A 21,889-nucleotide genomic window follows, 5' to 3' on the forward strand; every position below is an offset into this window, starting at 1 on the left:
GGGAATTCCCTCTTCTTTAATTATGGTCGGGGCAGTTGTGAACGTGGTGAAGCATGCCGTTAGCGGCTTGTTATTAGCGTAGTCAGAGATGCTGTCCGTGGCGCGCCATGATGTGCCGCACCACGCTGTAGTCCTGAAGCGAATCGCTGGATAAGTCTTTGCCATAGCCCGAACGTTTCAGGCCGCCGTGGGGCATTTCGCTGACTAGCATGAAATGGCTGTTGATCCAGGTGCAGCCGTACTGCAACCGCGCCGCGACCTGCATGGCCTTGTCAAGGTTCTGGGTCCAGACCGACGAGGCGAGGCCGTACTCCGAGTCGTTGGCCCAGTCCACCGCTTGTTCGAGTTCATCGAAGCGGGTCACGGTAACCACCGGACCGAACACTTCGCGCTGGACGATTTCATCGTTCTGTTTGCAACCGGCCAGCAGGGTTGGCTGGTAATAGAAGCCGGCGCCGGAATGCACCGCCGCGCCGGTCACGCGTTCAATGTGCGGCTGTCCGAGGGCGCGCTCGACGAAACTGGCCACGCGGTCGCGTTGGCGGGTGCTGATCAGCGGGCCGATTTCGTTGTCGGCGTCGCGTTTGCCGGCAAAGCGCAGGCTGCTGACCGCCGCGCCGAGTTCAGCCACCAAGCGGTCGTGAATCCCCGCCTGTGCGTAAATCCGGCAAGCTGCGGTGCAATCCTGGCCGGCGTTGTAATAACCGTAAGTGCGCACGCCTTCGACCACGGCCTGAATGTCCGCATCGTTGCAGACGATCACTGGCGCTTTGCCGCCGAGCTCAAGGTGCGTGCGTTTCAGGGTTTTTGCGGCGGCCTGGAGGATTTTTTGCCCGGTGACGATATCGCCGGTCAGCGACACCATGCGCACTTTGGGATGGCTGACCAAGTGGCTGCCGACGCCTTCACCGCCGCCGCAGACAATGTTGATCACGCCGCGCGGCAGGATCTCGGCCAGCGCAGGTGCCAGGGCCAGGATCGACAGCGGCGTGTGTTCAGAAGGTTTGAACACCAGCGTGTTGCCGGCGGCGAGGGCCGGGGCGATTTTCCACGCGGCCATCATGATCGGGTAGTTCCACGGCGCAATCGACGCAACCACGCCAATCGGATCGCGACGGACCATGCTGGTGTAGCCCGGCAGGTATTCGCCGCTGAGCTGGCCAGTCTGGCAGCGCACGGCACCGGCGAAGAAGCGGAACACATCGACCGTCGCGCTCAAGTCGTCCTGACGGGCCAGGTGCAGCGGCTTGCCGCAGTTCAGGGATTCGAGGCGGGCGAGGAGGTCGGCTTGTTTTTCGATGGCGTTGGCGATGTCCAGCAACAGGTTCGAGCGTTGCTGCGGCGTGGTCCGCGACCAGCCGGCGAAGGCGCGGTGGGCGGCGAGGATGGCGGCTTCGACTTGCTCGGTGCTGGCTTCGGCGATGTGGGTCAGCACTTCCCCGGTGGCCGGGTTGAGGATCGGTTCGACAAAACCCTGGCCCGCGACCAATTCGCCATCGATCAACAACGCGGTGAACAACGGGGTCTGCGCGCCAGCCATTTTTCGGGTTCTCTTTTCTTGTGTGGCCATGGTGCTCCCTGTGACTGGGCCCCGGCCGTCTTATTGATGTACCAAGACTAGTTCGCGGGCCCGAGGTCGACAAATTCTAAATACTGAAGGTGGCGTTCGATTAAATAGATGGCTTGCGCCCGCCGTGGGGTTGCTCACGGGCGACAGTCAAAAACGGGTCCACCAACGCCGGGCGCGCTGTGCCACGACGCCAGGCGAGGCCGACATCGAGGGTCTGGCTCAGGTCGGCAATCGGCCGCGCTTCGATGATGTCGCCCTCCAGAGACCAAGGGCGATAGGTCATGTCGGGCTGGATCGATACGCCCAGTCCTGCGGCCACAAGGCTTCGCACCGCTTCCGTCGAGGCCGTTCTCAAGGTGATGCGCGGTTGCAGCGAGGCTGCGGACCACATGCGCTGGGCGTTGCGGTCCATTTCATCGACGTTCAGCTGAATCAACGGCTCCCGGGCCACATCGGCGAGGTTGATGCTGTCGTGTTCCAGCAGCGGATGCTGGGCCGGCAACCACAGCCGATGGGGCGAGTGGGTCAGCACTTCGGTCTGCAAGGCATGGCGGTCTTCGAGGTTGGAAAGAATCAACACGCCGACATCGATCTCGCCGCTGACCAGCAAATGTTCGATATACGGGCGTTCATCCTCCATCACCCGGATCTCGACGTTGGGGTAGGCGCGCTGGAAACGGGTGAGTAAATCCGCGAGGTAGTAACCGGCAACGAGGCTTGTCACGCCGATGATCAACTGCCCGGCGACTTGGTCGGTGCTTTGTTGCAGGCTGCGTTTGGCGTTGTCCACGGTGGCCAGAATCAGGTGTGCCTGGCGCAGGAATTGATGGCCCTGGTGGGTCAGGCTCATGCCTTTGGCGTGCCGGTTGAACAGGCCGACGCCGATCTCCTCTTCCAACTGCTGGATCGCCAGGGTCAATGTCGATTGGGAAATGAACGCGGTTTGCGCGGCGGCGGAGATGGAGCCGGTCTCGGCCACGGCGATGAAGTGACGAATCTGACGCAAAGTCATCATGGTGGAATTACCCGGTGGGCGGTTTTTATAGATTCGCTTGAGTGTATATCGCTTTAATCGATAGCCCTGTTTTTCCAGGCAACATCCAGAAGCACTCTCGTCCCCGGTCGCGGGGCACTTTCGTTCTAGGCTGGTGGCCTTAAGTGTCCGGTTAACCCCTTTCGTGGAGGCGGCAAAATGAATACGCGTGGATTGCTCGATCAACTACTCAAGTCCGGTCAGGACATGTTGCAGAACAAGGCCGGTGGCGCTCAAAACAAGGCGTCCAGCGGTGGATTGGGCGGATTGCTCGGTGGCAGCGGTGGTTCGGGCGGCCTCGGCGGTTTGCTCTCGGGGGCGGGCGGTGGTGCATTGGCCGCAGGCGCCATGGGCCTGTTACTCGGCAGCAAAAAGGCCCGCAACGTTGGCGGAAAAGTCGCCATCTACGGCGGCCTCGCGGCGCTTGGTGTCATTGCCTACAAGGCTTATGGCAACTGGCAGGCCCAACAGGGCACTGCGCCGAAAACCGAGCCGCAAACGCTTGATCGTCTACCCCCGGCCCAAGTCGAGCTGCATAGTCAGGCGATTCTCAAGGCGTTGGTTGCCGCGGCCAAAGCCGATGGTCACGTTGATGAACGCGAGCGAGCATTGATCGAAGGCGAATTCACCAAACTCGACAACGATCAGGAATTGCAGCAGTGGCTGCACGCCGAACTCAGCAAGCCGCTCGACCCGACAGAAGTGGCTCGCGCGGCCAGCACCCCGGAAATGGCCGCCGAGATGTACATCGCCAGCGTGATGCTGGTGGATGAGGAGAGCTTCATGGAGAAGTCCTACCTCGATGAACTGGCACGGCAGTTGAAGCTGGAGCCTGGGTTGAAAGCTGAGCTGGAGAAGCAGGTGCGTCAGGCTTCCCTGTAAATTTCAAGATCGCTTTCGCGGGCAAGTCGGATCGCCGCCCGCTCGCTCCACAGGTACTGCGCTGAACTTGTAAGAGCGAGGCTTGCCCGCGAAGGCGTCTCCAACCTCACCACCTCCCGATGGCCAATCTATGGCTCATTTCCTCCGCCACGCCCCTGCGGCTCGCCACCCGACCCAACGCAAAGCCCCTCCCCAAAGGCTCTCCCACCGTTTTCTCCCCCGAGGCCGAGAACAGGCAAACCCTCGTCTTATAAATGAAACACCCTCAGCTATACTCCGCAGCATTTGAACCGCCCCGAGGACTGACTGTGAAGAACTGGACGTTGCGCCAACGCATCTTGGCGAGCTTTGCGGTGATTATCGCCATCATGTTGCTGATGGTCGTCGTCTCGTATTCCCGGCTGTTGAAGATTGAAACCAGCGAAGCCAGTGTCCGTGAGGACGCGTTGCCCGGGGTCTACTACAGCTCGACGATTCGCGGCGCCTGGGTCGACAGTTTTCTCCATATTCAGGAAATGCTGGGCCTGAAGGAAGGGCAGGGCATCAGTGCCGAAGACGCCGCAGACTTCAAAAGCTACGAAGCGCGTGTGCAGGAAGCGATGAGTAACTATCGCGCCACCGTGACTACAGAGGAAGACAAGGTCGAATTCGCGACATTCGAAAAACTCCATGCGGAGTACGGCAAGCTCCTGGCCGCGGTACTCGACCTGCACAAGCGCAATCAAGAGGCCGACGCCATCAAGCTGTTCAACGAGCAACTGACTCCGGCCTGGACCGCAGGTCGAATGAAGCTCAATGACATCCTGCGCGAAAACAAAGCGGTGGCCGACCAGGACATCGCATACATCGATGACGCCGTGGTCACCGCCAAAATCATCATGGGCGTTTCCCTGCTGGTCGCCGTGTTAGCCGCCGGTCTCTGCGGTTTGCTGTTGATGCGCGCAATCATGGCGCCGATGAACCGGATTGTGCAGATCCTCGAAATCATGCGCACCGGCGACCTCAGCGGCCGTCTGAACCTGGAGCGCAAAGACGAATTCAACGCGGTGGAAACCGGCTTCAACGACATGATGGCCGAGCTCACCTCGCTCGTGTCTCAGGCCCAGCGCTCCTCCGTCCAGGTCACCACGTCGGTGACCGAGATCGCCGCCACCTCCAAGCAACAGCAAGCCACCGCCACCGAAACCGCTGCCACTACCACCGAAATCGGTGCGACGTCCCGTGAAATCGCGGCCACCTCCCGTGATCTGGTGCGCACCATGACCGAAGTCTCCACCGCCGCCGATCAGGCCTCGGTAGCAGCCGGTTCCGGGCAGCAAGGCCTGGCGCGGATGGAAGAGACCATGCACTCGGTGATGGGCGCGGCCGATCTGGTTAACGCCAAACTGGCGATCCTCAACGAGAAGGCCGGCAACATTAACCAGGTGGTCGTGACCATCGTCAAAGTCGCCGACCAGACCAACCTCTTGTCATTGAACGCCGCCATCGAAGCCGAAAAGGCCGGTGAGTACGGTCGCGGGTTCGCCGTGGTCGCCACCGAAGTGCGGCGTCTGGCGGACCAGACCGCCGTGGCCACGTACGACATCGAGCAGATGGTGCGCGAGATCCAGTCGGCGGTGTCGGCCGGGGTCATGGGCATGGACAAATTCTCCGAAGAAGTGCGCCGCGGCATGTCCGAAGTGCAGCAGGTCGGCGAGCAGTTGTCGCAGATCATCCACCAGGTTCAGGCGCTGGCGCCGCGGGTGTTGATGGTCAACGAAGGCATGCAGGCGCAGGCCACCGGCGCCGAACAGATCAACCACGCGCTGGTGCAGTTGGGCGATGCCAGCAGCCAGACCGTCGAGTCCTTGCGCCAGGCCAGTTTCGCCATTGACGAGCTGAGCCAGGTGGCCGTGGGGCTGCGGGGCGGCGTCTCGCGATTCAAAGTCTGATGAGCGAACTTGTGGTCAAACGTGGCGCGGTGATGCCGGCAAAACACGCGTTGTTTCTGCTGTTTCGCATCGGCAACGAGCGTTATGCCTTGCAGGCGCGCGAAGTGGCCGAAGTGCTGCCGTGCCTGCCGTTGAAGCCGATTGCCAAGGCCCCGGAGTGGGTCGCCGGCGTGTTCGCCTATCGCGGTGCGGTGGTGCCGGTGATCGACCTCAGCGCGCTGACCTTTGGTCAACCGGCGCAAGCCCGCACCAGTACGCGGCTGGTGCTGGTGCACTATTGGCCGGATGAGGAGACGCCTTCACAGTTGCTCGGCCTGATTCTGGAGCAGGCCACCGACACCTTGCGCTGCAACCCGGCGGACTTTAAACCCTATGGCCTGGACAATCGCCATGCGCCCTACCTGGGGCCGGTTCGTGAAGATGCCCAGGGTTTGCTGCAATGGGTGCGGGTGGCCGATCTGCTCGATGATCAGGTGCGCGCGCTGCTCTTTCCTTCGTCACCGCTGGACCTGACGCTGCTTGAGGAGCGGCCATGAGCAGCGATCAGCGCTTTTTCGATTTTCTCAAGGAACGCATCGGCCTCGACGTGACGTCGGTGGGGCCGGCGATCATTGAGCGCGCGGTGCGCCAGCGCAGCACGGCCTCCAGGGCGATGACGGCTGATGAGTATTGGCACACGCTGCAAGGTTCGCAGGATGAACAGCAGGCGTTGATCGAAGCGGTGATCGTTCCCGAAACCTGGTTTTTCCGCTACCCGGAATCCTTCGCGACCCTGGCGAAACTGGCCACCAAACGCTTGGCCGACATCAACAACCTGCGCGCGCTGCGGATTCTCAGCCTGCCCTGTTCCACTGGCGAGGAGCCGTACTCCATCGCCATGGCCTTGCTCGATGCCGGCCTCAAGCCGCATCAGTTCAAGGTCGAAGGCATGGACGTCAGCCCGCTGTCGGTGGAAAAGGCCAAGCGCGCGCTGTACGGCAAGAATTCATTTCGTGGCCAAGACATCGAATTTCGCGAGCGCCATTTCAGACCCGAAGCAGACGGCTACCGCCTCAACGAGCGAGTGCTTGAACAGGTGCGTTTGCAGGTCGGCAATCTGCTGGATCCGGCGTTGCTGGCCAGCGAGCCGCCTTATGATTTTGTGTTCTGCCGCAACCTGCTGATCTATTTCGATCTGCCCACCCAGCAGCAAGTTTTCGAAGTGCTCAAGCGTCTGACGCATGTCGACGGCGTGCTGTTTATCGGCCCAGCTGAAGGCAGTTTGCTCGGTCGTTTCGGCATGCGCTCGATTGGCATCCCGCAGTCTTTTGCGTTCAGCCGTCAGAGCGCGCCTGTACCCGAGCCTCTGCCAGCCTTCGTACCGACACCGCTGCCGGTGCGCCAACCGGTGCGCAGCGTGACCCCGCCGCCCGTGCGCAATCGTCCATTCGCAACCCTTTTGCCGCCGACGGTCACGCCGAAAGCCTCGGACGCTGCCACCTTGTTGGCGAACATCGCTGCGCTGGCCAACGAAGGCAAAAGCGCCGATGCCCGCGCTGCCTGCGAACGTTATTTGCGCAGTCACGAACCGGTGGCCCAGGTGTTTTATTGGCTAGGGCTGCTCAGCGATGTCGCCGGCAGAGTCCTCGAAGCCCAAGGTTTTTATCGCAAGGCGTTGTACCTCGAACCGCAACACCCCGACGCGTTGATGCACCTGGCAGCCTTGCTGCAATCTCTGGGCGACACGGCGGGTGCCAAAAGATTGCAGGACCGCGCCGCCCGCAGCGAGCGCGCCGCCGACAGTGAGCGTAAACGATGAAGGCCTCCGACACCTTGAGCGTCACCCATGAAGATGCCCAGGCCATCGACGACTGCTGGAACCGCATCGGTATACGCGGCGACAAGTCCTGCCCGCTGCTGATCGAACACATTCACTGCCGCAACTGCGCGGTGTACTCCGCCGCTGCCACGCGCTTGCTCGACCGCTACGCCTTGCAGCAGGACGATCGCGAGCAGGTCTCGGTGGCGGTCGAAATCGACGTCAAAACCCGCTCGCTGCTGATGTTTCGTCTCGGCGAAGAATGGCTGGGCCTGGCCACCCGCAGTCTGGTCGAAGTGGCGCCGCTGCAAGCGATTCATTCCTTGCCGCACCAGCGTTCCCGGGCCCTGCTCGGTGTGGCGAACGTGCGCGGTGCGTTGGTGGCGTGCTTGTCGCTGGTGGAACTGCTCGGTCTCGATGGCACCAGCAGCGTGGCGTCTGGTGCGCGAGTGATGCCGAGGATGCTGATCATCGCTGCCCACGGCGGCCCGGTGGTGGTGCCGGTGGACGAAGTGGACGGGATTCATGCCATTGACGAGCGCATCCTCGATGCCGCGTCGCAGTCCGGCTCCCAGGCCAGTGCCAAATACACCCGGGGCGTGTTGCAATTCAAAGGTCGCAGCCTGCGTTGGCTGGATGAAGAACAGCTGTTGTCCGCCGTGACCCGGAGCCTCACATGACCCCCGAGCAAATGCGCGACGCTTCTTTGCTGGAGCTGTTCAGCCTCGAAGCCGAAGCCCAGACCCAGGTGCTGAGTGCAGGCCTTCTGGCGCTTGAACGCGATCCGACCCAGGCCGATCACCTGGAATCGTGCATGCGCGCGGCCCACTCGCTCAAAGGCGCGGCGCGGATTGTCGGGGTCGATGCCGGCGTCAGCGTCGCGCATGTGATGGAAGATTGCCTGGTCAGCGCGCAGGAAGGGCGCCTGTACCTGCGGCCCGAGCACATAGACGCCTTGCTGCAAGGCACCGATTTGCTGATGCGTATCGCGACGCCGAATAACAATCCCGGGCCGGCGGATATCGAGGCGTATGTGGCACTGATGGCGCGGTTGCTGGATCCGCTGGCGCTGGCCATGCCGATCAGCACGCCGATTGCACCGTTCATCACCGAGTCCGAGCCTGAAGCGCTCGCGCCGACGGTCGAAGCCCTGATTCCGGTCGCCGAACCGCCACCCGTAGAACCAGCGAAAAGGACCCGGCGCACCACCGATAATGGCGAACGTGTGCTGCGCGTCACGGCTGAACGCTTGAACAGCCTGCTCGACCTGTCGAGCAAATCCCTGGTGGAAACCCAGCGACTCAAGCCGCACCTGGCCACGATGCAACGCCTCAAGCGCATGCAGAATAATGGCCTGCGGGCCCTGGAAAACCTCAACGTCCACCTCAAGGAACATGCCTTGAGCCTCGAAGCCCAGGAAGCCCTGGGCGATGCCCGGCGGCTGCTGGCCGAGTCCCAGCAATTGCTGGTGGAAAAAAACGCCGAACTGGATGAGTTCGCCTGGCAGGCCAGTCAGCGGGCGCAGGTTTTGTATGACACCGCGCTGGCCTGTCGCATGCGGCCGTTTGCCGACGTGTTGGGCGGGCAAGTGCGCATGGTCCGCGACCTCGGTCGCAGCCTTGGTAAACAGGTGCGGCTGGAGATCGAGGGCGAGAAAACCCAGGTGGATCGCGATGTCCTGGAAAAGCTCGAAGCACCGCTGACCCACTTGCTGCGCAACGCCGTCGATCACGGCATCGAGTCCCCCGAACTACGCTTGCTGGCTGGCAAGCCTGAAGAAGGCCTGATTCGTCTGCGTGCCTCCCATCAAGCCGGTCTGTTGGTGCTGGAGTTGAGCGATGACGGTCACGGCGTCGATCTGGAAAAGGTCCGCCGCAGCATCATCGCGCGGCAGTTATCCCCGGCTGAAACCGCGGCCCAGTTGAGCGAAGAGGAGCTGCTGACCTTCCTGTTTCTGCCGGGTTTCAGCCTGCGCGACACGGTCACTGAAGTGTCCGGGCGTGGCGTCGGCCTGGACGCGGTTCAGCACATGGTCCGACAGTTGCGCGGCGCGGTGGTGCTGGAGCAGACGGCGGGCGAGGGCAGCCGTTTTCACCTCGAAGTGCCGTTGACGCTGTCTGTGGTGCGCAGTCTCGTGGTGGAAGTCGGTGATGAGGCGTACGCGTTTCCGCTGGCGCACATCGAGCGCATGTGTGATCTGGAGCCGGCGGACATCGTTCAGGTCGAAGGGCGCCAGCACTTCTGGCACGAAGGCCGGCATGTCGGGCTGGTCGCCGCCAGTCAGCTGCTGCAGCGGCCGGCGAGCCCGAGCAGTCAGCAAACCTTGAAAGTCGTGGTGATTCGCGAGCGTGAAGCGATTTACGGCGTGGCGGTCGAACGGTTTGTTGGCGAGCGGACGTTGGTCGTATTGCCGCTGGACGAACGTCTGGGCAAGGTGCAGGACATTTCCGCCGGGGCCTTGCTCGACGACGGGTCGGTGGTGCTGATCGTCGACGTCGAAGACATGCTGCGCTCGGTGGACAAGCTGCTCAACACCGGGCGTCTGGAGCGGATTGCCCGTCAAGGCAGCCAGGCCGTCGAGGCGGCGCGCAAACGGATTCTGGTGGTCGACGATTCGTTGACCGTTCGCGAGTTGCAGCGCAAGTTGCTGCTCAATCGCGGTTACGACGTGGCCGTGGCGGTCGACGGTATGGATGGCTGGAACGCCCTGCGTTCGGAGGATTTCGATCTGCTGATCACCGACATTGATATGCCGCGCATGGACGGCATCGAACTTGTGTCTTTGTTGCGCCAGGACAATCGCCTGCAATCGCTGCCGGTTATGGTGGTGTCCTATAAAGATCGCGAAGAAGACCGTCGTCGTGGACTGGACGCCGGAGCCGACTATTATCTAGCCAAAGCCAGTTTTCATGACGACGCCCTGCTTGATGCAGTGGTTGAGCTCATCGGAGGAGCGCGGGCATGAAAATAGCCATCGTCAACGACATGCCCATGGCGGTGGAGGCCCTGCGCCGCGCCCTGGCATTCGAACCGGCGCATGACGTGGTCTGGGTCGCCGGCAACGGCGCCGAGGCGGTGCAACGTTGCGCCGAATTCACCCCGGACCTGATTTTGATGGACCTGATCATGCCAGTGATGGACGGCGTGGAGGCGACCCGGCGGATCATGGCCGAGACCCCCTGCGCCATCGTTATCGTCACGGTCGACCGGCAGCAGAACGTGCACCGGGTGTTCGAGGCCATGGGCCACGGTGCGCTGGACGTGGTCGACACCCCGGCACTCGGCGCCGGCAATGCCCAAGAGGCGGCGGCGCCGTTGTTGCGCAAGATCATGAACATCGGCTGGCTGATTGGTGACAAGGGCAATCGTGAGCGATCGGCCCCCAGCCCGCTCCGCAGTTCGGCCTCGCGCCAGCGTTTGATCGCGATCGGCTCATCCGCTGGTGGGCCGGCGGCGCTGGAAGTCTTGCTCAAGGGCCTGCCAAAAGATTTTTCGGCTGCCATCGTGCTGGTGCAGCATGTTGATCAGGTGTTCGCCGCCGGCATGGCCGAATGGCTCAGCAGTGCCAGCGGCTTGAAGGTACGCTTGGCCCAGGAAGGCGAACCCCCGTTGGCCGGCACGGTGTTGCTGGCGGGCACCAACCACCATATTCGCTTGCTGAAAAACGGCACGCTGGCCTACACCGCCGAACCGGTCAACGAGATCTATCGGCCCTCGATCGATGTGTTTTTCGAGAGCGTGGCCAGTTACTGGAACGGCGATGCCGTGGGTGTTTTGCTCACCGGCATGGGGCGTGACGGCGCGCAGGGGCTTAAACTCATGCGCCAACAGGGCTACCTGACCATCGCTCAGGACCAACAAAGCAGTGCGGTTTACGGAATGCCGAAAGCGGCAGCGGCCATCGATGCCGCCGTGGAAGTTCGCCCACTGGACAAGATAGCGCCACGATTGCTGGAGATTTTCCCAAAATGAAGACTTTTCACAGCAATCCTGGCCCAGGCAGTATTCAGGTGACCGCCCATGAATGACTTACAGCTCGACGACTTCAAGACCGACGAAAACGCCGCCATGGTGTTGTTGGTGGACGATCAAGCGATGATCGGCGAGGCGGTGCGCCGCGGGTTGTCGAACGAAGAGAATATCGACTTCCACTTCTGCGCCGACCCGCACCAGGCCATTGCGCAGGCGATCCGCATCAAGCCGACGGTGATCCTGCAGGACCTGGTGATGCCCGGCCTGGACGGCCTCAGCCTGGTGCGTGAATACCGTAACCATCCGGCGACCAAGAACATTCCGATCATTGTCCTGTCGACCAAGGAAGACCCGCTGATCAAGAGCGCGGCGTTTGCGGCAGGGGCCAATGATTACCTGGTCAAACTGCCGGACAACATCGAACTGGTGGCGCGCATTCGCTATCACTCGCGCTCCTACATGACGCTGTTGCAGCGTGATGCGGCCTACCGCGCGTTGCGGGTCAGCCAGCAGCAGTTGCTCGACACCAACCTGGTGCTGCAGCGGTTGATGAACTCCGACGGCTTGACCGGGCTGTCGAACCGCCGGCACTTCGACGAATACCTGGAACTGGAATGGCGCCGTTCGCTACGTGATCAGAGCCAATTGTCGCTGTTGATGATTGATGTCGACTATTTCAAGTCCTACAACGACAGCTTTGGCCACCTCGAAGGCGACGAAGCCCTGCGTAAAGTCGCTACCGCTATTCGCGATGCGAGCGCCCGACCGTCGGACCTGCCGGCCCGTTACGGCGGGGAAGAGTTTGTCCTGGTGCTGCCCAATACCACGCCGGGTGGCGCACGGCTGGTGGCGGAAAAACTGCGCATGACCGTGGAAGCGCTGAAGATTCCGCACATTTTCCCCAGCGAAGGCTCAAGCCTGACCATTAGCATCGGCCTGTCGACCATGATCCCGCAGCAGGGCAGTGACTGCCGGCAATTGATCTCGGCGGCGGACAAGGGGCTGTACCTGGCGAAGAACAATGGGCGTAATCAGGTGGGGATTGAGTGAGGATTGGTTAGGACTTTGTGTTGTAGCTTGAATCCACCCCTCACCCCAGCCCTCTCCCCAGAGGGGAGAGGGGGAAAGGGAGCCGATCTCCATGGTTTCCAGGTCCTGAGTTCGGCTCGGTATTGCAGGTCGATGTAGCTCGAAGAACAACTCGGTCAGTCCCCTCGCCCCTCGGGGAGAGGGTTAGGGTGAGGGGGAGCGATCTCAAGCCCGATAAAGAACCCACTAAAGCCGCCAGGCGGGCTGCCGTGACAGCTTGATTACGTTATACTCGCCGGCTTTCAAAAGTTCGCCAACGAGTGCTGCCCGCCATGGAAATCAACCCGATCCTTAACAGTATCAAGGACCTGTCCGAGCGCTCCGAAACTATTCGGGGGTATCTTTGACTACGATCAAAAGCATGAGCGTCTGACTGAAGTCAATCGCGAGCTTGAAGATCCGGCTGTCTGGAACAACCCGTCGTACGCTCAGGAACTGGGCCGCGAGCGGTCGCTGCTGGCTCAAATCGTCGAAACCCTCGACGAAATGCACAGCGGTCTGGCCGACGCCAAAGATTTGCTGCTGATGTCCGCCGAAGAAGAAGACCAGGCCGCCGTCGATGACGTAGCTGCCGAAGTCGAGCGCCTGCGCGAATCCTTGGAAAAACTCGAATTCCGTCGCATGTTCAGCGGTGAGATGGACGCCAACAACGCCTACCTGGACATCCAGGCCGGCTCCGGCGGTACCGAGGCCCAGGACTGGGCCAACATCCTGCTGCGCATGTACCTGCGCTGGGCTGACAAACGCGGTTTCGACGCGACCATCATGGAACTGTCCGCCGGTGAAGTCGCCGGGATCAAGGGCGCCACGGTCCACATCAAGGGCGAATACGCCTTTGGCTGGCTGCGCACCGAGATCGGCGTGCACCGTCTGGTGCGCAAGAGCCCGTTCGACTCCGGCAACCGCCGCCACACCTCGTTCTCGGCCGTGTTCGTGTCGCCGGAAATCGATGACAACATCGAAATCGACATCAACCCGTCGGACCTGCGCATCGACACCTACCGCTCCTCGGGTGCCGGTGGTCAGCACGTAAACACCACCGACTCGGCCGTACGGATTACTCACGTACCGACCAACACCGTGGTCAGTTGCCAGAACGAACGCTCCCAGCACGCCAACAAAGACACCGCGATGAAAATGTTGCGGGCGCGCTTGTACGAGCAGGAAGTGCAGAAACGCAACGCCGCCTCCCAGGCTCTGGAAGACACCAAGTCGGACATCGGCTGGGGTCACCAGATTCGCTCTTACGTGCTCGATGCGTCGCGAATCAAGGATTTGCGCACTAACATCGAACGCAGTGACTGCGACAAGGTACTCGACGGCGATATCGACGAATACCTGGTGGCGAGCCTGAAACAAGGCCTGTAACACGATCCCCCTGTAGGAGCTCGGGGGGACGCCTAGTCCTTGCTGAGCGATCCCCGGCCAACGGCCGGGGACAATGAATCTGATGGAATACTTAAAGACATGAGCGACCTAGAACTCGACCCGCAAGCCCTGCAACAGGAAGAAAACTCCCTGATCGCCCTGCGCAAGGAAAAGCTTGCTGCCGAGCGCGCCAAGGGCAATGCCTTCCCCAACGACTTCCGCCGCGACAACTACTGCGAAGACTTGCAGAAACAGTACGCGGACAAGACCAAGGAAGAGCTGGCAGAGGCTGCGATCCCGGTCAAGGTTGCCGGTCGCATCATGCTCAACCGTGGCTCGTTCATGGTGATCCAGGACATGACCGGGCGCATTCAGGTCTACGTCAACCGTAAGACCCTGTCCGAAGAAACCCTGGCCGCGGTGAAAACCTGGGACATGGGCGACATCATTGCAGCCGTTGGCACCCTGGCGCGTTCCGGCAAGGGCGACCTGTACGTTGAAATGACCGAAGTGCGCCTGCTGACCAAGTCGCTGCGCCCGCTGCCGGACAAGCACCACGGCCTGACCGACACCGAACAGCGCTATCGCCAGCGCTACGTTGACCTGATCGTCAACGAAGAGGTGCGCCAGACCTTCCGCGTGCGTTCGCAAGTGATTGCGCACATTCGCAGCTTCCTGATGAAGCGTGACTTCCTGGAAGTCGAAACGCCGATGCTGCAAACCATTCCGGGCGGCGCGGCGGCCAAGCCATTCGAGACCCACCACAACGCGCTGGACATGGAAATGTTCCTGCGTATCGCGCCTGAGCTGTACCTCAAGCGCCTCGTTGTCGGCGGCTTCGAGAAAGTGTTCGAGATCAACCGCAACTTCCGTAACGAAGGCGTTTCGACCCGTCACAACCCTGAATTCACCATGTTGGAGTTCTACCAGGCGTACGCCGACTACGAAGACAACATGGACCTGACCGAAGAACTGTTCCGTGAACTGGCGCAGCTGGTTCTGGGCAGCACCGATGTGCCGTACGGCGACAAGGTGTTCCACTTCGGCGAACCGTTCGTGCGTCTGTCGGTGTTCGACTCGATCCTCAAGTACAACCCTGAGCTGACCGCTGACGACCTGACCGACATCGACAAGGCTCGCGCCATCGCCAAGAAGGCCGGCGCCAAGGTGCTGGGCTTCGAAGGTCTGGGCAAGTTGCAGGTGATGATTTTCGAAGAACTGGTCGAGCACAAGCTGGAACAGCCGCACTTCATCACCCAGTACCCGTTCGAAGTGTCGCCGCTGGCCCGTCGTAACGACGAGAACCCAAGCGTCACCGACCGTTTTGAACTGTTCATCGGTGGCCGCGAAATCGCCAACGCCTACTCCGAGCTGAACGACGCGGAAGACCAGGCCGAGCGTTTCATGGCGCAGGTGGCCGACAAGGACGCGGGCGATGACGAAGCCATGCACTACGACGCCGACTTCGTTCGCGCGCTGGAGTACGGCATGCCGCCAACGGCGGGTGAAGGGATCGGCATCGACCGTCTGGTGATGTTGTTGACCAACTCACCGTCGATCCGCGACGTGATCCTGTTCCCGCACATGCGGCCGCAAGCGTAAGTGTTTCGATAAAAAAGCCGCCTATAACAGGCGGCTTTTTATTGCCTGTCTGGTACAAACGTATCAAATGGTTACTTTTGAAGTAAGAGAGGAATACCTGTCGTGAACCGTGCAATTGCTCAAGAAGGTGCAGCGGGCATCGCAACTGCGGTCGCTGAAAGCGTTCAGTATCAGGGCCGCAAGGCCAGCCGACAGGGCAGCGAGCAGCGTCGACAGGACATTCTCGATGCGGCGATGCGCATTGTCGTGCGCGATGGCGTGCGGGCCGTGCGTCACCGTGCGGTGGCGGCAGAGGCCGGTGTGCCGCTGTCGGCCACCACCTACTATTTCAAGGATATCGATGACCTGCTCACCGATACCTTCGCCCAATACGTGGAACGCAGCGCCGCTTTCATGGCCAAATTGTGGGTGAACAACGAAGGCCTGCTGCGCGAGATGGTGGTCAGCGGCGACGGCAGCCCCGAGTCGCGCTCGCAACTGGCGGACGACATTGCGCGGTTGATGGCGGACTATGTGCACCGGCAACTGATCAACCGCCGCGAACACTTGATGGCCGAACAGGCGTTCCGTCAGGAAGCGCTGCTGAACCCGCGTCTGGCGCTGTTGGTGCGCTCCCACCAGCAAATTCTGCTCCAAGGGACGTGCCAGCTTTTTGAGGTGTTGGGTTCTCGCGAACCGCAACAGGATGCCAAGGTGTTGACGGCGATTATCGGACGGATGGAATATCAGGGCCTGCTCAACGACGCCGAGCCTGTCGCCGAAGCTGAAATGCTCGGTATCCTCAATCGCTACATGCACTTGGTATTGGCGTCGGTGTAATCCCGGGGTGCACCGCGACCCTGTAGGAGCGAGGCTTGCCCGCGAAGGCGGCTTAACATTCAACATCTATGTTGACTGACATATCGCCTTCGCGGGCAAGCCTCGCTCCTACAGGGACGGTGAGCATTCGGGGGAAATGTGTTCATAGGGAGTGTTGAATGAAAGCCTGGCGTGTCGTTGTGATCGCCTTGTCGTTCCTGCTGCTCAGTGGCTGTCTGGTGACCTTCAAGGACCCACTGCCCGCCAGCGACCCCGCGCCTAAAGGTCTGCTCGGCAAATGGACCAGCACCAATGCCTGGGGCGAGCCGATGAACCTGGAGCTGACGCGTCTGGGCGACAATCGCTATCAGGCGGTCAGCTACTTCAAGGCCAAGCCCAAAGAGCGTGAAGCCTATCCCTTTACGGTGTCGCGCCATGGCAGCCGTTGGTACCTGTCGGCGAAGGTCCCGGCGCAATTCGGCGGGCATTTCACCCTCTTCGGATTTGAACTCAACGATAAGCACGAATTGGTGGTCTACAACCTCGATCTCGAGCAGATCAATCAGGCCCTGGGGCAAAAAGTCCTGAGCGGCGAAGGCTTCCAGACCGATGATGGCGACGGCGTGTTGATCAATAACAGCATGGACCAGGTCTTTGCTTACCTCGATGATCCGGCCAATTCCGATGTCTTCGTCGAGGCGGCGCGCTATCAGCGCCTGGCCAAAGCTAAAGTTAAATAAAGCCAGCACATAACGGTTTTTCTACAGGAGTTTCGGGTGGACGATTACCAGCAGACGATACGCATTTTGTCCGATCGCATTGTGCTGGCACAGACGCCGATTCGCGTCCTCGATGCGGTCAAGTGGGACGACAGCATTCGCAAGAATTTCCTCAAGGCCAAGGGCAAGGAAATGCCGGCTGTGGACCGCGACTATTACCTCAATCGGCCGCTGTCGTTTGATTCCAGCAAAGTGAAACTGGAATTCCAGAACATCGAGCGTGATATCACCCGTCAGCTCGGCCAGTTCAACCCGGTTGGCCAGATCATGCGGCGCATGTGCAAGGAATACCGGATGGTGGTGCGTATGCTCGAAGCACGCGGCACCGAGGATTTCGGGCTGATTTCCCAGGAGCTGTACGGCGCTGCGTCCGACGCGTTCCATGCTGGCGACCCGACCCTGTCCGACCTCGGCCTGATGCTCTCCGATTACCTGAACAACATCGACGGCCGGGGCGACCTGAAGGACGAACCGAAAATCCTCACCGCCAAGGATGCCGTACATCTGCTGCAAACCCGGCTGAGCAAAGTGTTTGGCGAAGCCGAGGAAACCATCCGGGTGTTCGAGTCTGACGGCATCGTGGCCGATGCGGCGGCCGGCGCCGACTACATCAAGATCCGCACCGACGCGATGTTCAACGAACGTGACGTGCGTGCCTTGGAAGTCCATGAAGGGTTGGTGCACGTGGGCACCACGCTCAACGGGCTGAACCAGCCGATCTGCACCTTCCTGTCCAAAGGCCCGCCGTCGTCGACGGTGACCCAGGAAGGCCTGGCGATCCTGATGGAAATCATCACCTTCGCGTCCTACCCGAGCCGCCTTCGCAAACTGACCAACCGCACCCGTGCCATTCACATGGTGGAGGAGGGCGCGGACTTTTTGCAGATCTTCGAATTTTTCCGCGAACAAGGCTTCGAAATGGCTGAAAGCTACGGCAACGCCAGTCGGGTTTTCCGTGGTTCGATACCGACCGGTCTGCCGTTTACCAAAGACTTGTCCTACCTCAAGGGCTTTATCATGGTTTACAACTACATTCAGTTGGCCGTGCGTAAGGGCAAGCTTGAGCAGATTCCGCTGCTGTTTTGCGGCAAGACCACGCTGGAAGACATGCGGACCTTGCGCCAGTTGGTGGACGAAGGGCTGGTGGTGCCACCGAAGTATTTGCCGGATCAGTTCCGCGACCTGAACGCACTGTCGGCGTGGATGTGCTTCTCCAACTTCCTCAACCACCTGAGCCTGGACCGGATCGAAGCGGATTACTCGAACATCCTGTAATCGCCACGTCCCTGTAGGAGCGAGGCTTGCCCGCGAAGGCGGCTTAACATTCAACATCTATGTTGACTGACATATCGCCTTCGCGGGCAAGCCTCGCTCCTACAGGGGCGTGGTGCTTTTTCAATTCATTTTCGCGAGGTTTCAACGGATGAGAATCCTCGGCATCCTCTGCCTTCTCCTGACCCTGAGCGGTTGCAGCTCTCTGCTGTTCTACCCCGAGCCCGGCCAGCTGTTCACCCCGGAAAAAGCCAAGCTCGAATACCGCGAAGTGACCCTCACCACCGCCGATGGCCTCAGGCTGAACGCTTGGTGGCTGCCGGCGAAAAAAGGCGTCGAGGTCAAGGGGACGGTGCTGCATCTGCACGGCAACGGCGGCAATTTGCCGATGCATCTGGGCGGGAGCTGGTGGTTGCCGGAGGAAGGCTATCAGGTGCTGCTGATCGATTATCGCGGTTACGGTTTGTCCGAAGGTGAACCGAGTCTGCCGGCGATCTATCAGGACATCGACGCCGCGTTCAAGTGGCTCGATCAGGCCCCCGAGGTCAAGGGCAAACCGCTGATTCTGCTCGGCCAGAGCCTTGGCGGTTCGATGGCCGTGCATTACCTGGTCCAGCATCCTGAACGTCAGAAACAACTCAAGGCCTTCGTCCTCGACGGCGTGCCCGCCAGCTATCGCAGCATCGGCCGGTTCGCCCTGAGCAATTCCTGGCTGACCTGGGCGTTCCAGGTGCCGCTTTCGTGGCTGGTACCGGACGGCGACAGTGCGATCAATTCCATGGCACAGCTCAATGGCGTACCGAAACTGATCTACCACAGCATCGACGATCCGATCGTGCCCCTTTCCAACGGCATCCGTCTGTATCAAGCTGCGCCGCCGCCGCGCGTGCTGCAATTGACCCGCGGTGGTCATGTGCAGACATTCGCCGACCCGGTCTGGCGCAAAGTGATGCTGCGTTATCTCGACGACCCGCAGCATTTCAATGGCCTGCGCCGCCTGGGTGAAATCCCCAATTACCCGGCACCCCCGAATTCAGAAGATGAACCCTCAGAGAGTCCGCAATGAGTGAAGAACGTAACGCCATCCCGCTGATCATCACCGGAATCTGCAGTATCCTCGGCACTGTTGGTGCCCTGTGGTACTACGGCTACCTGCACTTCGCCAAACCCGAAGATGCGCTGCTGCTCAGCGACTTCACCATGATCAAGACTGTGCCGGGAGAAGACTACAAAGTCTCCCTGGAACCCGCGGCGCAAGTGGCCCAGTGCATCGATGGCGTGCTGGTGATGTTCGACACCGAACAAAAAGGCCTGACCGGCGTATTGGTCAACAGCAAGAAAAAAGCCGTGCGCTGCATGGGCGAAGAAACCCCGCAAAAACTTGAGCAGTAATCGCTCCCGTAGGAGCGAGGCTTGCCCGCGAAGAACGATAACGCGGATCGTCAGACACACCGAGTCGACTCATTCGCGAGCAAGCTTCGCTCCTACAGGTTCTCCGCATCCCGTAGGAGCGAGGCTTGCCCGCGAAGAACGATAACGCGATGCATCAGACAAACTGCGGACAAAAAAGCCCCGCCTGATCGACTCAGGCGGGGCTTTTGTGTTTCAGCAGGTGAGGCTTAGTTCGAGCTGACAGCCGAACGCGGGATCACTGGCTGGTTGTCGTTGGAAATGGTCACTTCCACTCGACGGTTCATCGCACGACCCGAGGTGCTGGTGTTTTCCGCAACCGGGTACTCCTTGCCATAACCCTGCGCAACGACGCGCGCTGGATCAACGCCCATTTTCACCAGCGCCATGCGCACGGAACCCGCACGACGCTCGGACAGCGACTGGTTGTGGCTCGCAGTGCCGGTGCTGTCGGTGTATCCCTCGACGATCACTTTGCGATCAGGGTTTTCCGAGAGGAACTGCGCCAGTTTGTTGATGTTCACCAGACCGCTGGATTTCAGGTCAGCACGGTCGGTCGCGAACAGCACGTCACCGAAGGTCACCAGCGTACCGCGATCGGTCTGCTTGGCGTTCAGGCTGTCCTGCAATTGCTTGATCTGCTGATCGCGAGCATCGAGACGGGCCTGGGCACGTTGAGCCGAAGCGTTTTTCAGGTTGGCTTCAGCGGTGCGCAGGGCGATGGTCTGCTTCGCCACTTCAACACGCTGATTGGTCAGATAGGCCAGTTGGTCGACCTTGTTCTGGTCTTCCTTGTCCATGTACGCCTTGTCGGCCTTGTCCAGGTAATCGCTTGCGTCCTTGGTTTCCAGTGCCGCCACTTTGCTGGCTTGCGGGTTGGCTTGCAGGCCGCTGTAGTTGGTGCGGGCCTGTTCCAGGTTCGCGTTAGGCGGGGTGGAGCAGGCAGCCAGTGCAACGCTTGCGGCCAGGAGAGCGGGGATCATCAATTGTTTACGCATAATAATTCGTCCTTTCTATCGATAAGAGCTTCAAGTCTGAGGTCGGGATGCGCGCTTACTGCACGGTGCGCTGGCTTTCCTGACGCAGTTCCTGAACCCCTTTCTGGGAGTCCTTTACAGCCTGTTCGGCTTTCATCGCCTGAGCTTTGCGTTCAGCTACGCGAGCGTCCCACTCAGCCTGTTCGGCCAACACTTTGGCCTCGGCATACTTTTTGTCATGCATGGCGATTTCGGCTTGTTTGAGCTTGTCCTGCGCGGACTTCATTTCCACGGCGGCGAACTCGGTGCCACCGGCGCTGACGGCGCCATTCACAGCGGATTGGGTCACGGCGAATTGCTCGCTCGGCGGGTTGCCAGCGCAACCAGCCAGTACGAAGCTGCTGCCGATTGCCAGGGCAGCCAGTTTCAAACCGCGCAGGTGATTGAACGAGGTCTTGGCAGTGCTGATCTTCATGGTCTTCAACTCCATTGGTATAACTCCTGAAAAACTTAAAAATCCATGCTGGGCAAGGAGCCGTAACCGTCAATTTCCGGGGTGTTTTGAAACGGCCGTCCCAGGCGTGGTTAATGGCTGTGACCCGAGGGGTTTTTCAAAAGTTCAGAGAAGATGGCCTATCGCCTGAAAATACTTTGACCGAGCGGACAAGGCTCTAAGTCGGGAACTTTGGCGATGTGCAGCGGTATGCCCGACCATTTAACGGCCTGGGAACACGCAATAATCGAAGGGATATGCAGGCTAAATGTGGGAGCGAGCCTGCTCGCGATAGCGGTGTGTCAGGCGACATAAATATCGGAAGTCAGACCGCATCGCGAGCAGGCTCGCTCCCACAGGTATTGGGGGGATCAATGTTTTTGCTTGTCGTTACCGGATGACAAATCGTGCAGATGACGACGGGACAACGCCAGAAAACGCGGGGTCGGACCAACGTCTTCGTACAGCGGATCACCTTCTTCATCGGTGGCCACCACGGTCGATCCTTTTACGTAGGGAAAGCTCTTTTCGAGCTCTTCCAGCGCCGCACCGATCAGCTCGCCAAGCAGCTCTTCGGGCTGGCGTTTGGGGTACATCTCGGTAATCGCCGCCAGCCGTGCGGCAGCTTCCATGTCCAGATGAATCCTGTAACCGGTGTCGGTCAGGCGACCCTTGGCGTTTTCTTCCCAATGCAGGGCAAGTTCGCGGATTTTCATAAAAACCTCATTGCGCTCCTGCTCGTGGCAGGCGGTGTGAGTGTCCGCCAATGGTCGGCGGCAAGCCGTTGTACGGCTTACTCTTCAGACTAGCTTGAACCCACAAGGTTTAACGTCCCTTCGTCGTCTGCTTGTAAGAAGCGCTTTAGAGCGGCACTCTCTGCTATCAGAGCATGGCATTCCAAGACACCCGGATTTT

General features: G+C 60.3%; 19 protein-coding genes and 2 pseudogenes. 16 read left to right on the forward strand and 5 right to left on the reverse strand.

Going from position 1 to position 21,889, the window contains the following annotated elements; translation table 11 throughout:
• Nucleotides 1-82: 82 nt before the first annotated feature.
• Together ACYZT6_RS03340 and ACYZT6_RS03345 are read right to left on the reverse strand one after the other, a co-directional pair.
• The gene (locus tag ACYZT6_RS03340; protein ID WP_462025713.1) at nucleotides 83-1,570 is read right to left on the reverse strand and encodes a gamma-aminobutyraldehyde dehydrogenase; all 1,488 of its coding nucleotides are present in this window, start codon (nucleotides 1,568-1,570) and stop codon (nucleotides 83-85) included.
• 100 nt (nucleotides 1,571-1,670) lie between these two features.
• Entirely contained in the window at nucleotides 1,671-2,585 is a 915-nt protein-coding gene (locus ACYZT6_RS03345) for a LysR family transcriptional regulator (protein ID WP_027924928.1), read from the reverse strand.
• Nucleotides 2,586-2,762: 177 nt separating this feature from the next.
• Between ACYZT6_RS03345 and ACYZT6_RS03350 the strand changes: the two genes are divergently transcribed.
• The 16 genes and pseudogenes from ACYZT6_RS03350 to ACYZT6_RS03425 all read left to right on the forward strand — a co-directional run bounded on the left by ACYZT6_RS03350 (nucleotide 2,763) and on the right by ACYZT6_RS03425 (nucleotide 19,486).
• Entirely contained in the window at nucleotides 2,763-3,485 is a 723-nt protein-coding gene (locus ACYZT6_RS03350) for a tellurite resistance TerB family protein (protein WP_462025714.1), read from the forward strand.
• A 368-nt stretch (nucleotides 3,486-3,853) separates the two neighbouring features.
• Nucleotides 3,854-4,261: pseudogene (locus ACYZT6_RS03355) on the forward strand (MCP four helix bundle domain-containing protein); the annotation flags it as partial.
• Nucleotides 4,241-5,416: pseudogene (locus ACYZT6_RS03360) on the forward strand (methyl-accepting chemotaxis protein); the annotation flags it as partial. The pseudogenes ACYZT6_RS03355 and ACYZT6_RS03360, both read left to right, overlap by 21 nt.
• The gene (locus tag ACYZT6_RS03365; RefSeq protein ID WP_462025715.1) at nucleotides 5,416-5,952 is read left to right on the forward strand and encodes a chemotaxis protein CheW; all 537 of its coding nucleotides are present in this window, start codon (nucleotides 5,416-5,418) and stop codon (nucleotides 5,950-5,952) included. The pseudogene ACYZT6_RS03360 and the gene ACYZT6_RS03365, both read left to right, overlap by 1 nt.
• On the forward strand, nucleotides 5,949-7,214 hold the full coding sequence (locus ACYZT6_RS03370; protein WP_462025716.1) for a CheR family methyltransferase: 1,266 nt from the start codon (nucleotides 5,949-5,951) through the stop codon (nucleotides 7,212-7,214). The genes ACYZT6_RS03365 and ACYZT6_RS03370 overlap by 4 nt, the downstream gene beginning before the upstream one ends.
• The gene (locus ACYZT6_RS03375) at nucleotides 7,211-7,894 is read left to right on the forward strand and encodes a chemotaxis protein CheW (protein ID WP_462025717.1); all 684 of its coding nucleotides are present in this window, start codon (nucleotides 7,211-7,213) and stop codon (nucleotides 7,892-7,894) included. Before ACYZT6_RS03370 ends, ACYZT6_RS03375 begins: the two co-directional genes overlap by 4 nt.
• On the forward strand, nucleotides 7,891-10,179 hold the full coding sequence (locus ACYZT6_RS03380) for a response regulator (RefSeq protein ID WP_462025718.1): 2,289 nt from the start codon (nucleotides 7,891-7,893) through the stop codon (nucleotides 10,177-10,179). The genes ACYZT6_RS03375 and ACYZT6_RS03380 overlap by 4 nt, the downstream gene beginning before the upstream one ends.
• On the forward strand, nucleotides 10,176-11,186 hold the full coding sequence (cheB, locus tag ACYZT6_RS03385; RefSeq protein ID WP_462025719.1) for a chemotaxis-specific protein-glutamate methyltransferase CheB: 1,011 nt from the start codon (nucleotides 10,176-10,178) through the stop codon (nucleotides 11,184-11,186). The genes ACYZT6_RS03380 and cheB overlap by 4 nt, the downstream gene beginning before the upstream one ends.
• Before the next feature lie 48 nt (nucleotides 11,187-11,234).
• Complete coding sequence (locus ACYZT6_RS03390) at nucleotides 11,235-12,236, forward strand: diguanylate cyclase domain-containing protein (protein ID WP_462025720.1); 1,002 nt, start codon at nucleotides 11,235-11,237, stop codon at nucleotides 12,234-12,236.
• Nucleotides 12,237-12,547: 311 nt separating this feature from the next.
• A protein-coding gene (gene prfB / locus ACYZT6_RS03395) for a peptide chain release factor 2 (RefSeq protein WP_102593528.1) occupies nucleotides 12,548-13,643 on the forward strand; the annotation gives its coding sequence in 2 pieces (ribosomal slippage) (nucleotides 12,548-12,619 and nucleotides 12,621-13,643; 1,095 coding nt in all).
• A 99-nt stretch (nucleotides 13,644-13,742) separates the two neighbouring features.
• Nucleotides 13,743-15,245, forward strand: a complete 1,503-nt coding sequence (lysS, locus tag ACYZT6_RS03400; RefSeq protein ID WP_462025721.1) for a lysine--tRNA ligase — start codon at nucleotides 13,743-13,745, stop codon at nucleotides 15,243-15,245.
• A 102-nt stretch (nucleotides 15,246-15,347) separates the two neighbouring features.
• The gene (locus tag ACYZT6_RS03405) at nucleotides 15,348-16,064 is read left to right on the forward strand and encodes a TetR/AcrR family transcriptional regulator (protein ID WP_461979841.1); all 717 of its coding nucleotides are present in this window, start codon (nucleotides 15,348-15,350) and stop codon (nucleotides 16,062-16,064) included.
• Between the two features lie 158 nt (nucleotides 16,065-16,222).
• The gene (locus ACYZT6_RS03410; RefSeq protein WP_462025722.1) at nucleotides 16,223-16,783 is read left to right on the forward strand and encodes a hypothetical protein; all 561 of its coding nucleotides are present in this window, start codon (nucleotides 16,223-16,225) and stop codon (nucleotides 16,781-16,783) included.
• Nucleotides 16,784-16,819: 36 nt separating this feature from the next.
• Entirely contained in the window at nucleotides 16,820-18,097 is a 1,278-nt protein-coding gene (locus ACYZT6_RS03415) for a flavohemoglobin expression-modulating QEGLA motif protein (protein WP_462025723.1), read from the forward strand.
• A 148-nt stretch (nucleotides 18,098-18,245) separates the two neighbouring features.
• Nucleotides 18,246-19,160 carry an alpha/beta hydrolase gene (locus tag ACYZT6_RS03420; protein WP_403105010.1) on the forward strand — a complete coding sequence of 305 codons (915 nt, stop codon included), beginning with the start codon at nucleotides 18,246-18,248 and terminating at the stop codon, nucleotides 19,158-19,160.
• On the forward strand, nucleotides 19,157-19,486 hold the full coding sequence (locus tag ACYZT6_RS03425; RefSeq protein ID WP_462025724.1) for a hypothetical protein: 330 nt from the start codon (nucleotides 19,157-19,159) through the stop codon (nucleotides 19,484-19,486). The genes ACYZT6_RS03420 and ACYZT6_RS03425 overlap by 4 nt, the downstream gene beginning before the upstream one ends.
• Before the next feature lie 227 nt (nucleotides 19,487-19,713).
• Here ACYZT6_RS03425 and ACYZT6_RS03430 read toward each other — a convergent pair whose 3' ends face one another.
• The 3 genes from ACYZT6_RS03430 to ACYZT6_RS03440 all read right to left on the reverse strand — a co-directional run bounded on the left by ACYZT6_RS03430 (nucleotide 19,714) and on the right by ACYZT6_RS03440 (nucleotide 21,690).
• Nucleotides 19,714-20,502 carry an OmpA family protein gene (locus ACYZT6_RS03430; RefSeq protein ID WP_462025725.1) on the reverse strand — a complete coding sequence of 263 codons (789 nt, stop codon included), beginning with the start codon at nucleotides 20,500-20,502 and terminating at the stop codon, nucleotides 19,714-19,716.
• 55 nt (nucleotides 20,503-20,557) lie between these two features.
• Nucleotides 20,558-20,971, reverse strand: a complete 414-nt coding sequence (locus tag ACYZT6_RS03435; protein WP_462025726.1) for a DUF4398 domain-containing protein — start codon at nucleotides 20,969-20,971, stop codon at nucleotides 20,558-20,560.
• Nucleotides 20,972-21,345: 374 nt separating this feature from the next.
• Nucleotides 21,346-21,690 (reverse strand): pilin assembly protein, encoded by a 345-nt coding sequence (locus tag ACYZT6_RS03440; RefSeq protein ID WP_462025727.1) that lies wholly within the window; start codon nucleotides 21,688-21,690, stop codon nucleotides 21,346-21,348.
• Nucleotides 21,691-21,889: the final 199 nt, after the last annotated feature.

The organism is Pseudomonas sp. RT6P73, assembly GCF_054897715.1.

Coding starts and splice junctions, on each gene's coding strand:
- ACYZT6_RS03380 (WP_462025718.1), top strand. CDS start 7,891: ATGACCCCCGAGCAAATGCGCGACGCTTCTTTGCTGGAGCTGTTCAGC.
- ACYZT6_RS03390 (WP_462025720.1), top strand. CDS start 11,235: ATGAATGACTTACAGCTCGACGACTTCAAGACCGACGAAAACGCCGCC.
- ACYZT6_RS03440 (WP_462025727.1), bottom strand. CDS start 21,690: ATGAAAATCCGCGAACTTGCCCTGCATTGGGAAGAAAACGCCAAGGGT.
- cheB (WP_462025719.1), top strand. CDS start 10,176: ATGAAAATAGCCATCGTCAACGACATGCCCATGGCGGTGGAGGCCCTG.
- ACYZT6_RS03345 (WP_027924928.1), bottom strand. CDS start 2,585: ATGATGACTTTGCGTCAGATTCGTCACTTCATCGCCGTGGCCGAGACC.
- ACYZT6_RS03435 (WP_462025726.1), bottom strand. CDS start 20,971: ATGGAGTTGAAGACCATGAAGATCAGCACTGCCAAGACCTCGTTCAAT.
- ACYZT6_RS03420 (WP_403105010.1), top strand. CDS start 18,246: ATGAGAATCCTCGGCATCCTCTGCCTTCTCCTGACCCTGAGCGGTTGC.
- ACYZT6_RS03370 (WP_462025716.1), top strand. CDS start 5,949: ATGAGCAGCGATCAGCGCTTTTTCGATTTTCTCAAGGAACGCATCGGC.
- ACYZT6_RS03430 (WP_462025725.1), bottom strand. CDS start 20,502: ATGCGTAAACAATTGATGATCCCCGCTCTCCTGGCCGCAAGCGTTGCA.
- ACYZT6_RS03365 (WP_462025715.1), top strand. CDS start 5,416: ATGAGCGAACTTGTGGTCAAACGTGGCGCGGTGATGCCGGCAAAACAC.
- ACYZT6_RS03410 (WP_462025722.1), top strand. CDS start 16,223: ATGAAAGCCTGGCGTGTCGTTGTGATCGCCTTGTCGTTCCTGCTGCTC.
- lysS (WP_462025721.1), top strand. CDS start 13,743: ATGAGCGACCTAGAACTCGACCCGCAAGCCCTGCAACAGGAAGAAAAC.
- ACYZT6_RS03375 (WP_462025717.1), top strand. CDS start 7,211: ATGAAGGCCTCCGACACCTTGAGCGTCACCCATGAAGATGCCCAGGCC.
- ACYZT6_RS03425 (WP_462025724.1), top strand. CDS start 19,157: ATGAGTGAAGAACGTAACGCCATCCCGCTGATCATCACCGGAATCTGC.
- ACYZT6_RS03340 (WP_462025713.1), bottom strand. CDS start 1,570: ATGGCCACACAAGAAAAGAGAACCCGAAAAATGGCTGGCGCGCAGACC.
- ACYZT6_RS03350 (WP_462025714.1), top strand. CDS start 2,763: ATGAATACGCGTGGATTGCTCGATCAACTACTCAAGTCCGGTCAGGAC.